We start from the raw sequence: 13,044 nt of genomic DNA on the forward strand, positions 1-13,044 counted from the left end.
GTGTATGTTTTCAATCTTCTCAAGAATAAGTGATATCCAAAACAACAAAAGCCCTACCTCTCTTTTGTCCTTGCGGCTCCGATGACCGCGCCAGTGTGAATGGGAACATCTTGTGAAACTCTGTACTACCGGGTTATTGTGATTCAGGTTCTTCAATCTTCATAGGTTAATTGTGCTTAAAAATTCGCTGCGGTCGCAGCATGAAGAAAATATTCCGGGGTTTAAAGAAGACAGAAATCATATGAGGTTGTTTAATACAACTTTTATAGTATACCACAGGTTGTAATTTTCTGCAATAAAAAGGAAAGCGCGACCAGAGCAACATGTTTTCGGACTGTTTTTAAGTTAGAAAGTGAAAGATTGTTTTGAAAAGATACAGAAAATTTTTCAAACTATTTCTTCATAGGGGTAATCCTCTTCAAAAGATTCTGCGTAGGTTATAATAAGAGGGAAGAAACAGAAAGGGGCCCTCGCATGACTGAATCGATGGAGGACAGCAGGTTAATGCGGCAGATCGCGGAACGTGATGCCTCCGCACTGGAGCTTTTATATGACCGTTATGAGCGAGCGGTGTATTCTTTTGCCTATCGGATCGTTGGTGATCCTATGACGGCAGAAGAGACCGTTCAGGAACTTTTTATGCGGGTCTGGAATAATGCTGAACGTTACGATGCCTCACAGGGGAAGCTGACCACATGGATGTTTGCGATTACGCGTAACATTGCAGTGGACATGCTGAGGCGGAAATCGAAAGGGGCAGTGGCTACTTCAGTTGAACACGAGACACTGGCAGCCTATGCCGATGAGCATACGAACACGGAAGAAGAAGTGCAGCGTAAATGGGAAGGTACCCGGATTAAAGAGGCGTTGTCCCAATTGAACGGTGATCAGCAACAAGTTATCGAATCGATATATTATGCGGGATTAACCCAGCAGGAAGTATCCAGCCGATTCGGGATTCCGCTGGGTACAGTAAAGAGCCGTGTCAGGCTTGCCATGCGACAGCTCCAAAAGTTGCTGGCCGATGCTGAATTGCATCCGGACGCGGGAAGGGAGGGCATACATCCATGATAGAACGACATGAGGAGTGGTCTGATCTGGCACCGATGTATGTGCTGGGCGGACTGGAAGCAGAGGAAGTGGCGGCGTTTGAAGCGCATATGGCAACTTGCGAACCTTGCCGCCAGGAGGTGAGGGAATTGCAGGAAGTGACTGGCTTCCTGCCACTTGCGGCGGAACCTGTAGCACCGCCGCCAGGCATGCGAGCACGTGTGCTGGGCAACGTGCTCGGACATGTGCAGGAGAGCGCAGAGGCGAAGCCAGCGGCTGCTCCTGCAGAGCCTGAAGCACCGGTGGTGCTTCAGGAGGATCTTGCGCCGCAGCACAAACGTGCGGCGCAGCCCGGACCAGGCTTGCCGCCGGTAACGGCGGTGCCTGCGGCCCGGGTGGAAGAGGCTGCCCAGGCACAGCCATGGCAGCCACAAGCGCGCGCGCGTGCGCGCAGCAGCAGCGCCTGGCGCATAGCCAGTGCCGGCCTTGCGGCCGCGGCACTGTTGCTGGTCGTGTACACGGCGCAGCTGCGGAGCCAGATCGACTCGCTGACGCAGCAAGCGGCGGGCTCGTCGGCTACGCAAGAGCAACTGGTGCAGACACAGGCGCAGAATGCGCAGCTGCAAGAGCAGCTGGCATCAGCTCTGGAACCTGCACAGGGCATGCAGACTGGCGAGGCAGTGAAGCTGAATCCTGCAACGCAGGACATTGTAGCTCAGGGTCTCGCAACCATCGTTATTGACAGCAAAGGCACTCACCTGGTTGTGCAGGCTGAGAACCTGCCGAACCTGGAAGGCAACGAGGCTTTTCAGGTCTGGTTGATCAAAGGAGATACCCCTCAGAATGCCGGTACGTTCCTTAGTCGTGACGGAACGGGAGCAGTATATTACACATTGGATTCGGCCAACGACTATGATACGGTTGCCATCACGCTTGAACCGGATGCAATGGGAGATGAGCCGCGTGGTACAATGATTCTGGCTGCCAAGATTAAAGGATAAATATAAGATATATCACTAAAGGCTGCTCCGTCGTGGAGCAGCCTTTTTGTGTTTTCCAGTTCTGATGCCCACCCATTGGATTTTATTAATTTTTTTAGTTGAAGCAACCGATAAACAAATAGAAGGCAATACCCTTAGTCTCCCTGTGTCTCAAGGGAGAACTGGTTGCACATAGAGAGTGAGGGGTTCAGTTGGAAGCATACCGTTCATTTATCTTTCGCCTGATACGCAATTATCTGATCGGTTCACTGGCAGCTGTTTTTGTTGTCGGTACAGTAGTTATGGTATCTACTCTGCAAATACCCAATATTCAATTTGTTCGACTCATCTTCATTGTACTGATTTCACTCTTGTTCATGCTGGTTGCAGAATTAATTACGCTGTGGGTGCAGCTTGGCCCCATAAGACAATTTTTCACTTCCGAGCATCATGAGAGAGACGAACTGAACCACATGTATGAGAAAATTCATCGTTTCCCGGGACAGACCATATATCGGATCATGGGTCCGCACATGCTTGGTTTTTCACTTCCGGCAGCCGGATTAACAATATGGATGATATCCACAGGGTGGCTTGAATTCCCTTACTTGTATATTGTCGTGGCCGCTGCGTGTGCCTTTCTGATTGCCATCATGCATGCGCTGATAGAGTATTACCTAACGGTGCGGGCGATAAGACCCCTGTTACTTGAGATTCGTCATCGAGGCAAAGTCCAATACGGGATGGAACCTTCACTGGGAGGACGCATTCTCGTATCGATCCAGCGTAAATTTCAGCTAAGTACGGCACTGATTGGCTTATTTCCTCTATTTCTATTTTTCCTGGCTACATATATCCGACTTCAGTATATGGACAGTGAATTTGCGAAAGAGTACATTCTGTGGGGAATTCTCATCGTTGTTCTGGGCGCGGGGTTTGCGCTGGTAGGAAGCTGGCTGTTGATTCGTGATGTTCGTGATCCAGTTGCTGAACTGACGCATGAGATGAACCGAATTCAGGGGGGAGATCTTGGCAGACGAGCTCCGGATCTATATGCGGATGAGTTTTCGGCACTGATCTCCGGCTTCAATATGATGATTAATCGGCTGGAGATGAGACAGGAACGCAATCGACAGCTGTTGCAAAGTTATTTTTCTACACTGGCTGCTGCTTTAGACGCCCGAGATAAGTACACGGCAGGGCATTCCATGCGTGTGGCAGAGTATTCGCTGATGATTGGCAAGCTGAGCGGAATGAATGAGGAACAGGCGGATTTATTGTACAAATCAGCCCTGCTTCATGATATCGGGAAAATCGGCATACCTGATGAGGTACTGTTGAAGGATGGAAAACTAAGCGATGAGGAATTCGCCATTATTCGCACACATCCCGTGCAGGGAGAGAGTATTTTGTTACAGATAGAGCCTATTGATGCCATGGCCGACTTTCTGCCAGGTGTACGATCTCACCATGAGAGATATGATGGCAAAGGATACCCGGATGGGATGGCTGGTGATGATATTCCCCTTTTTGGCCGCATCATTGCAGTAGCCGATGCCTTTGATGCCATGACGTCAGATCGACCATATCGGAATGGGATGAGTCACGAGAAAGCGCTAACGATTTTGGAAGAAGGAAAAGGGACCCAATGGGACCCCTATTTTGCAGGTTTGTTTATTGATGAATGGAGACGACAACATCATCTTCAGAAACCATCGAAGTGAGGGATCAGTTGATCCCCTCTGTCCACTTCGATTCTTTTCTGCGTCTCCGGTGTAGAGCGAGGCCTGTTATGATGGTGAGAACACATTCGCCGAGTATGACTGCACCCAAGGCATCATAGATCACATGTTGTTTGATCATTAGCGTGGATACGATAATGGTTGCTGCCCCGGCGGCCACCAAAATCTTGATGGGTTTGCGGATGCTTGGAACCGAGAGAACGGCACGCATAACCAGATAAGAGTGAAGAGAATGAATACTTGGAAAACAATTATAAGGACGATCCTGGCTATAGAGCCATCCGAGAACAGATGCTCCCAGGCCTGTACCCGTCAGTTCCGGGCGCGGTACCATGGTCTGAAAGTTGAAGTAGATCAGATAACATATCCAGACACAGATATTCATGGATAACAAGACACGGTAATACGTCAGGCGATCCTTGGCACATAGGTAAGCGAGCACACCGAATACAAACGGGTACCAGCCCAAATATGGAATGGACATGCCAGGCACGTAGGGAATGATCCGGTCGAGCGGTGAATCAAGAACTACGAACCCGCGTTCCGGACTATTAAGAATATCATAGAAGAGCCCCATGACGGCCAAAGAGAGCATTAAACTCAATGACAGCCAATAGGATTTGCTTTTTAACAATTGCACAACACCTTACTCCTTTCATTCATGCTCCCTAGGAGCATGACCCCAGCAAATAACTATATAAGTTGCACTATACATTCATTTACACGAGAACGCAGAGGACAGAAATACCCTGAAGAAGCGGAGCTAAAAGCTTTCTGAAAGAAAGCTGCATCGAAAGCATACGCTTCGCCTTTATCCACGAATTTTCCCTTTCAGAAAAGGGAATCGAAAAAATCTGGGGATAACAGCGATCAGAAGGTTGTTCTGTCAACGGAGTGGCCAGTGTAATTATTCTTTAGTTCAATCTATATAGTAGTTTAAATTTAAACAACAATATATTCTACTACGACCAGCGCACAAATTGAATCCTGATTTGTGTATTTTTGTGTATTTTTTTGACGAAGAAGGAATGCCGAAGCTTCAATGGGCATGATATGATAGAGACACATACGGACGAAGGCACTTTGGCCAGTAAAGTCGGTACAACAGGAGTGAGTGAATGCAATTTTCAAAAATGTTCGTATTGAATATGGGGATGCTTATTACCATTGCATATCTTGCTAGTGTGTTCTATAAATATGTCGTAATACGTACCTCTTCCCGAGTGAAGCAGATCAGTTCAGTGCTTGTCCTTATATTTGCAGGTTGGATCAGTACGGTTTTTGGGTTTCAACTCACCGATGAAGTGGTCTTTGACCTTCGTTATGTTCCTTTAATTGTTGCCGTTCTAACGTATAGACAACCCTATAGCGTAATTATCGTGGGTATTGGGATTGGGCTGTCGAGGCTGACTTTTGGCATCACGGATGCTACATTGGCGGCAGTACTTAACATGTCTGTTTTGGGCGTGATATGTGCAGGTTTGAATATATGGATGAGACGCAGCAACTACAGACTGATTATTAAAGGAATCCTTGTTACAGTTATCGTCAATGTGGTCAATAGTGTAAACATTGCTATCGTTGGTGTGATCCCGGCTACATACTTCTTTTCACATATTATGCCTTATACACTCCCTACAGGCATTTTGCTAAGCCTTATTTTTGCATTTATTTTACGTGATTTTCAGAATGAACAGAATCGAATTTTGCTTATCCAAAGTACAAATCGGCTCTTGTCTGTGCAAAAGGAAGAGTTACAAAAAGCCCAGATTGTACTGGAGGATCGAGCCAAACAATTGATGATTGCCTCACAGTACAAATCCGAATTTCTCGCCAATATGTCACATGAGCTGCGTACACCACTGAACAGTGTCATTAACTTTGCCCAGATGATCAGCGAGAATGCCGACACGATGGATCAGGAGGATATTGTACGTTTTGCCAATATGATCGACCACTCCGGGCAGGAACTGCTTACGCTCATTAACGATATTCTGGATCTTTCCAAAGTAGAAGCTGGGCGGCTGGATATTGTACTGGAGGATATCAGTGTCGCACAACTTACAGAAGATGCCATGAGCCACTTTCAGCTCGTTGCCGAGAAAAAAGGTATTCAGTTGGTTCTGGATAAGAAACCGGGACTGCCTGATACGCTCTGGTCTGATCCCCAGCGGGTTCAACAGATTTTACGGAATCTGATGTCCAATGCCATCAAGTTCACTCACCGGGGGAAGGTCACGCTGACCGTAAGCACCAAACAGATTAAGAATGCAGGTATTCAGAATCGATGGCTTATTTTCTCCGTTCAGGACACAGGTATTGGCATTTCTGAGGACAAGCATCATTCCATATTTGAAGCATTTCAGCAGGCTGACGGGTCGATTAGTCGAAAATTTGGCGGTACCGGACTAGGCCTGTCAATCAGTCGGGATTTAGCGAGATTACTGGGGGGATCGATTGAACTGGAGAGCACTGAAGGTAAAGGAAGCACCTTCCATCTCCATCTTCCGTTGGACCGTGAAAAAATGAGTTGACAACCTTCGCGCTGTGAGTAGAATTTGGGATGACAACTAGCATCGACCGGCTTTTGAGACCCGGTCTAAGGAGTGTATCCCCATACAGAAGACGGTCAACGTTAACCCTCCCCCGTCAGCAAGCAAACCACGGCGCAAGGGTTCGACACAACGCATGAATTTATCGATTGCAACATGGGAGGGTGTACCGGCAATTATTTTACAGACCTTGCTGGGAGGCCCGTTTTTAACCGGATTTCTGCTGTACCTTGGGGCCGGGTCGAGACATATCGGCTTTGTGCTCGCGATTACAACGTTCGTAAACATTGCCCAGATCGGAGCAGCTTACTGGATGCAGCGTATTCGCAGCCGAAAACGCATGTTGCTACTATTTGTGGGCACACATCGTATCTTGTGGAGTGCGACGGGACTGATCCCGTTTATATTTCCCAAAGAGTGGTGGGTAAGCGTATATATTGGCGTGTATACGGTTGCTTTTATATCAAATACCATCGGCGGCATGATCTGGACTTCACTGATTGGCGATATCGTACCTGCCAAGGTGAGAGGGCGTTATTTTGGAATTCGAAATACGATTCTGAATGCTCTTGGAAGCGTATGCTTATTCGCTGGTGGTATTGTTTTGGACCGTTACCCCGGAGAAATGGGCTTTCTGATCCTGTTTATTCCGGTTTGGATCTGTGCCATTGCCAACACAGTCATTTATTTCTTCTATCCGGACGTTCCATTTGAACGTTCTACCGAAAAGGTTTTCTGGCGCATGTTCATCAAGCCGTTCCAGGATCGTTCTTTCCTGAAAGCAACGCTGTTCCTGGCTGTCTGGTTATTGATCCAGACCTTGATTGTTCCGCTCTATTCCTATGTGATGTTGGATCTATTGAATATTAATTATCAGACCGTATCCCTGATCACGGTAGTCCAGACGCTGGTTATGATGGCCGGTTTCTATGTCTGGGGCAATCTGAATGCCAGATTCAGCAACAAAACCCTCCTATTCTGGACATTGCCAGTCATTGCGCTCTCCTGTCTGTCGTGGGGGTTAATGTCGTTCATGCCTGTATTGATCGCACTATTTTTATCGCATATCTTCCTTGGGATCGGTGTAGGTGGATTCAATCAGCTGGCATTTAACTTTACGATTGGAGACACGCCCAAAAGTGAAAGACCGATGTTTGTCGCGGTGTATTCGGCTCTGACCGGAGTAACTTCATTTATTGGGCCGCTGTTGGGCGGCTGGTTGTATGAAAAGATGGGGACTTGGTCCGATGCGCTGGCCTGGATCTCAGCCTATGGATTTCAGGTGGGGGTCGGTGTCGTGATGTTGATTCTTACATTTACCCTTGGACGTCGTGTACTGTTAAAATAGATATTGAATATTTACACTGGCACTTCGATGACAGAACAACCTTGTAAATGTTTAGATTGATCCTATATATCTGGTATGACTTCAAAAAAAGATGGCGAAGTGGAGGGATGTAATTGAATCGTCTCGAACGGAAAGCCATGGTGATTGGAGCCACGGGGCTTGTAGGCGAATTACTGGTTCATAATCTGCTGGAGCACTCGGTATACAGCTTGGTTCGGGTTCTGGTTAGACGTCCGCTTGAGCTGCAACATCCCAAACTGGAACAGCATGTGGTGGACTGGGAACAGCTGGAGAACCAAGGCCACTTATTCGATGGAATCGATGACCTTTACTGTTGTTTGGGTACAACGATCAAAAAAGCGGGCAGTCAGGACAATTTCCGTCAGGTGGATTATCATTACCCGGTTCGTGCAGCTACTATGGCGAAGCAACATGGTGTATCACAGATGCTGGTAATCTCCTCCATGGGAGCGAGTGCTGGTTCCAGGGTCTTTTACAGTCGGACCAAAGGGGAAATGGAGGATGCATTGTCCGATATCGGTTTTCCGTCATTGCATATCTTCCGCCCTTCCTTAATTCTGGGAGATCGAAATGAGAAGCGGTTTGGTGAGCAGATGGCTGCCCATGCCATGAAGTTTCTGGATCGCTGGATGAAAGGCAGAGCAGACAAATACCGGGCGGTACACGCCGCAACCATCGCACAGGCCATGACAAATATTGCGTTGGTGCAAGCCAAGGGAAACCATGTGTATTCGAATGAAGTCATTCATGTCCTTGGTGTGGACGGGGGCTAAGAAACCTTTGAACGAGCTGTTTGCTTCATGTGGCTAGTGAGGAGCGTTTCTCGCTTGAGGTAGATCGTGGTATAATAGGCAACAAAAATGAGTTCGAACCCTGACTCCATGCGGCAGCAGGATAACGAACATGAAGGAGAACTCGTCCATGAAAAAACCAATCTCTACCGATCAGGCGCCAGGCGCCATTGGTCCATACAGTCAAGCCGTTGATGCAGGCGATTTCATCTACACTTCCGGGCAACTTGGCCTGAATCCTCGAACGGGAGAGTTCGGCGCAGATGTACAGGAGCAGACACATCTGTCCCTGAGCAATGTAAAGGCTATCCTTGAAGCAGCAGGCACAAGTATGGATAAAATCGTGAAAACGACGGTGTTCCTGAAAGACATGAACGATTTTGTTCCTGTGAATGAAGTGTATAGCACGTTCTTCGAACAGCCGTATCCTGCACGCAGTGCAGTGGAAGTTGCTCGTTTGCCAAAAGATGCACTGGTGGAGATTGAAGTTATTGCCCTGAAATAGGACAATCTTCATTCGCTAAGGTATACATAAAAAGCCGATTTCAGGTCGAATGACCAGAATCGGCTTTTTGCATTTTTGCGTTACATTTAAGCGCTATATAGAAGGGGGAATTTCAATCACGATCCTGATTACGGGCGAAGAACAGCCATACCGCATAGATGGCCAGTACGATCGCAATGATGATTGCCGTATAATATACGGAAGTGACATCCTTTTGTTTAAGTGCAATGGCGATATACGCCCATGTGAACACAAGTGGGTATATGCTATCGCGATAACGGAAGCTAACGAGTACAGCCAGCACCATACCCACAATCAGCATAATGATCGTCCAGGTCGGTTCGCTGAGACCAAAACCATCCCAACCGATTTTATATAACAGCACAGCTGCATTGACAATGGTTGCCACGCTAATCCATCCAAGATAAATGCTGAATGGCAGCTTCACAAGCCAGATCTCAGCAGTGGTTGGAACCGTAATGGTACGTGTTTTGACATACAGCACGATCAGAGACAACAGAAGCAGTACAATGATTAGTAAAGCGAGACCGGTCTGCAAGTTTTGAAAAGCAAAAATCCAGGCTACGTTGAAAGCACAGCTTGCCAGAAACCAATACCCGAGACGGGTAATCGAATCCCTTTTCCAAGAAGCGGGCACGAACTGATAGATCACAAACCCTGCTAATAGCAGGTAGATCAGACCCCATATAGAGAAGGCATAGCCAGAAGGTGTGAGCAGCACAGGGTACATATCCGATACTTCCTTATTGGTTCTGCCCCCGATCGGCAGAGCGTTGGAAAGGTAGTTCACGATAATTACAGCGATAAAACCAATGGCGTTTAACCACTTGTACGGATTGTTACGTGACATTGTGTTTCCTCCTTGGTTTAACGAAATGAATGAACCACGGGTCAGTCTACAATGAATATACCCAGTTCTTGCACATTCTAATAACAGCCGCAAAAAATTCACAAGTTGATCTTTCAGATCCTTGCGCTCTGCCGCTATGTTGGAACGGTACTCTGTCCCAATGTACGCGAAACGATGCAGAAATATGTCCATGCCCACGATGTCTCACTAATGAGAGGAGGCAGAGAATGCTTACAAGAGAAACGATGGAGCAACAGCAGACTTGGTTCTATGTAGTTGCATTGTTCTTAGGAGCAGTGATCGGGCTGAGTAATCCGGTATGGGGGAATGCTTTACACTACACCGTGTCCCCGGTTCTTGCCGTTCTGTTATATAGCATGTTTGTACAGATTCCCTTTTTACAGTTAAAAGAGTCCTGGTCGAATCTTCGATTTATGGGGGCGCTACTGGTGGCTAATTTTATCGTTGTACCTGTAGTCGTATGGTTGCTTACACTGGTCTTTCCACAATCACCAGGCGTTCTGATTGGAGTCTATCTGGTACTGTTAACGCCCTGTATTGATTACGTCATTGTGTTCACACAGCTCGGCAGGGGCAATGAGAAACTGATGCTCGCCGCAACACCCCTTTTATTTGTTATACAAATGATCCTGTTGCCGTTTTATTTATGGGTATTGATGGGGGCTGAGGTGGCGCAGGTCATGCAGGTAGGGCCGTTTGTGGAGGCTTTTCTGTTCCTGATCGTTATTCCACTGCTGCTCGCTGTTGTTACACAAGTTCTCTCCAGAGGTAAAGCGAGCGGCGAACGGGTCATGAATGCGACGGCATGGCTCCCAGTTCCGATGATGGCGCTTGCGCTAATCGTGGTTGTCGCTTCCCAGATTGGCAAAGTCTACAATGATATGGCGATCATCGTGAACGTGATTCCGATCTATGTTGCTTTTCTAATTCTTATGCCTTGGATATCTCGGCTCATTGCTACTTGGTTTGGATTGAATCCGGGTGCAGGGCGGGCGTTGATATTCAGTTCAGCCACACGGAATTCGCTGGTCGTTCTGCCACTGGCGCTGGCACTCCCTCCACAATGGGCAAACATAGCCGCAGCTGTTATTGTTACACAGACGATGGTGGAGCTTGCAGGGGAGCTAATCTACATTCGGCTTGTACCTGCGGTGATTTTGCGGGATCGGTGAGCGGACTAGGACGTATCTATGTTATGATTTAATATAATTAATAAAACCATTTTTGGTAAATAAAAGGGAGGTGAGAATCCCTATTTATCGGAAGATTATGTTCTACCTGGATATTGTCCTATTACTGTTCAGCCTCATCTATTTCCCCGTAGTGGCTCATAAGACAGGAAATAATATGGCTTATGGATTTATGGCTGTGATTTTAATCGGGACAATATCTCGGATCGTATCCTATCTGAGAAAATTAAGAATCAACAAATCGCCATGATATAGGCTATTTTCTGTAAAAGAAAAATATAAAGAGTACTTCCGGTGGGTTATGCCGGGAGTACTCTTTTTAATTCGGATCAGGTACTCGTTACGTACCAGCCTCCAATAATGTTTTACGATATTCCGCTGGCGTGATGCCCTCCATTTTTTTGAACACTTTGCTGAAATACTTTTCATCCTGGAATCCAACCATCTCCGAGATTTTGGCAACTCGCAGGGAAGGGTTTTGCAGTAGCAGCTTGGCGTTATTGATTCGCAGTTTGCCCAAATATTCCGACCAGTTCAGGCCAAATTGCTGTTTGAATTTACGGGAAATATACTCCCGGCTCAGGTAGAAACGCGCGGCAATCTGCTGCAAGGACAGGTCCTCCTGATAATGGGCGTCCATATAACGTGCAATCTCACTCATGGGATCGGGATTGGCGTGGTGATGAGCGGTGAGCGCCTTTCCTGCGGCAAGCAGTCGTTGTTCCAATAATGAACGAAGCAGGGGGAAGGATAACAGTCCTTCAGCGTCCAAAGGTAACTCGGCAAAGGGAATAGACTGTTCCTCCGTTACTTCTTCCTCTTTGGGTGACGAACCTGCCGTATCATCAAGCCAGCGGCTCAGCATCCATTCCAGCTCGTCGATCCATTGCTGAATCTGCTCAGCACTGACAACTTCAAGATTAGTAATCGGGTCAAGCCACTCGGCGACCGCAGCAGATACACTGGAAGACCGGCAGCTCATGGCTGCCATACGCAGGGGTTCTTCATGGGCGGTTAAGCGCCTGATTTTCTTCCCATTTGATGATTCCACTGACGCATGAATTCGCTGTTTAATTTGCACAGCGTTACGTCTCCACAGTCTTGAACTTGCTTCCAGATATGCTGCTGAGATTCCGCCAGGGTAGGACTCACAGGTGGAGATGCCAAAATGAAGCCGGCGCTGAATCGTCTGCTCCAATCCCTGATTAACCTTGTCCAGAATATGTTCCAATGAAGTGGATGGGCCCCAATGCAGCAGAACAATCTCGTCCGGTTGATCCAACTGCCGAAACATTACGCCTTCGTCTGGTGTGGATAACATCTCGGCACAGATATTGAGCACCGAGAACACAAGCAGATCTGGTTGACTGCGGTATTTTGCCAGACAATCTGCATCCAGATGGGACAGGCTGGTGACAGCGACACTACAGACAGGGATAACACTGGGGAGATTCAACTCATCCTGCAATCGCTGCATGTGTGATGAACTGCTGCCTCTGCCGACGGCAAGTTCAGTGAGCAGACGATCCTGGTAGTGGGGGCGCATTCGATTAACGACAATGGATTGCCTGGTGGATTGTATCCGAATGGCGTCTTCCTCTCCCCAAGCTGTAACGGCCTTTAATAGAGAGGCATTCAGCTCATCTGCTTCCACAGGTTTCAGGAGGTAGTCCATGCCACCATGTCTGATTGCATGCCTCACGAGTTCAAAATCATCATATCCACTAATAACGAGCACTTTGCTGTGTGGGGTATGAGCCGATATCCATTCAAGTAATGCCATACCGTCCTTGCCCGGCATACGCATGTCACTGAGTATGATTTGAGGTTGATGTGCCGTGATGGCGGCGATGGCTTCATCCCCGTCTGCCGCTTCGATTAACGTATCAATGCCAAACTCTTCCCAATGACCAAGCAACCTTATGGCATCGCGGACATGTTTTTCATCATCTACAAGCAGTGCCTTCATGTTG

At 47.5% G+C, this 13,044-nt stretch carries 11 protein-coding genes; 8 read left to right on the plus strand and 3 right to left on the minus strand.

Going from position 1 to position 13,044, the window contains the following annotated elements:
- Positions 1-474 precede the first annotated feature (474 nt).
- The 3 genes from V6669_RS02790 to V6669_RS02800 all read left to right on the plus strand — a co-directional run bounded on the left by V6669_RS02790 (position 475) and on the right by V6669_RS02800 (position 3,754).
- Entirely contained in the window at positions 475-1,071 is a 597-nt protein-coding gene (locus tag V6669_RS02790; protein ID WP_338590510.1) for a sigma-70 family RNA polymerase sigma factor, read from the plus strand.
- Entirely contained in the window at positions 1,068-2,051 is a 984-nt protein-coding gene (locus V6669_RS02795) for an anti-sigma factor (protein ID WP_338590512.1), read from the plus strand. The genes V6669_RS02790 and V6669_RS02795 overlap by 4 nt, the downstream gene beginning before the upstream one ends.
- A 191-nt stretch (positions 2,052-2,242) precedes the next feature.
- On the plus strand, positions 2,243-3,754 hold the full coding sequence (locus tag V6669_RS02800) for an HD domain-containing phosphohydrolase (protein ID WP_133386881.1): 1,512 nt from the start codon (positions 2,243-2,245) through the stop codon (positions 3,752-3,754).
- Between the two features lie 4 nt (positions 3,755-3,758).
- Here V6669_RS02800 and V6669_RS02805 read toward each other — a convergent pair whose 3' ends face one another.
- Positions 3,759-4,412, minus strand: a complete 654-nt coding sequence (locus V6669_RS02805; RefSeq protein WP_083657323.1) for a phosphatase PAP2 family protein — start codon at positions 4,410-4,412, stop codon at positions 3,759-3,761.
- A gap of 478 nt (positions 4,413-4,890) precedes the next feature.
- On the opposite strand from V6669_RS02805, the gene V6669_RS02810 reads away from it, so the two are divergent.
- The 4 genes from V6669_RS02810 to V6669_RS02825 all read left to right on the plus strand — a co-directional run bounded on the left by V6669_RS02810 (position 4,891) and on the right by V6669_RS02825 (position 8,989).
- Positions 4,891-6,306 carry an ATP-binding protein gene (locus tag V6669_RS02810; RefSeq protein WP_338590518.1) on the plus strand — a complete coding sequence of 472 codons (1,416 nt, stop codon included), beginning with the start codon at positions 4,891-4,893 and terminating at the stop codon, positions 6,304-6,306.
- A gap of 154 nt (positions 6,307-6,460) precedes the next feature.
- A complete protein-coding gene (locus V6669_RS02815; protein WP_338590519.1) occupies positions 6,461-7,672 on the plus strand; it encodes an MFS transporter in 1,212 nt (403 codons plus the stop codon).
- Between the two features lie 113 nt (positions 7,673-7,785).
- Positions 7,786-8,466 (plus strand): oxidoreductase, encoded by a 681-nt coding sequence (locus V6669_RS02820; protein WP_338590521.1) that lies wholly within the window; start codon positions 7,786-7,788, stop codon positions 8,464-8,466.
- 148 nt (positions 8,467-8,614) lie between these two features.
- Positions 8,615-8,989, plus strand: a complete 375-nt coding sequence (locus V6669_RS02825; RefSeq protein ID WP_338590523.1) for a RidA family protein — start codon at positions 8,615-8,617, stop codon at positions 8,987-8,989.
- A 112-nt stretch (positions 8,990-9,101) separates the two neighbouring features.
- Here the strand turns inward: V6669_RS02825 and V6669_RS02830 are convergent, their stop codons facing one another.
- Positions 9,102-9,860 (minus strand): tryptophan-rich sensory protein, encoded by a 759-nt coding sequence (locus V6669_RS02830; protein ID WP_338590525.1) that lies wholly within the window; start codon positions 9,858-9,860, stop codon positions 9,102-9,104.
- 227 nt (positions 9,861-10,087) lie between these two features.
- Between V6669_RS02830 and V6669_RS02835 the strand changes: the two genes are divergently transcribed.
- Positions 10,088-11,053, plus strand: a complete 966-nt coding sequence (locus tag V6669_RS02835; protein WP_338590528.1) for a bile acid:sodium symporter — start codon at positions 10,088-10,090, stop codon at positions 11,051-11,053.
- Positions 11,054-11,411: 358 nt separating this feature from the next.
- Here V6669_RS02835 and V6669_RS02840 read toward each other — a convergent pair whose 3' ends face one another.
- Entirely contained in the window at positions 11,412-13,040 is a 1,629-nt protein-coding gene (locus V6669_RS02840) for a response regulator (RefSeq protein ID WP_338590530.1), read from the minus strand.
- Between the last annotated feature and the right edge of the window lie 4 nt (positions 13,041-13,044).

It is taken from the genome of Paenibacillus sp. Y5S-9 (assembly GCF_036894235.1).
Lineage (GTDB): Bacteria > Bacillota > Bacilli > Paenibacillales > Paenibacillaceae > Paenibacillus.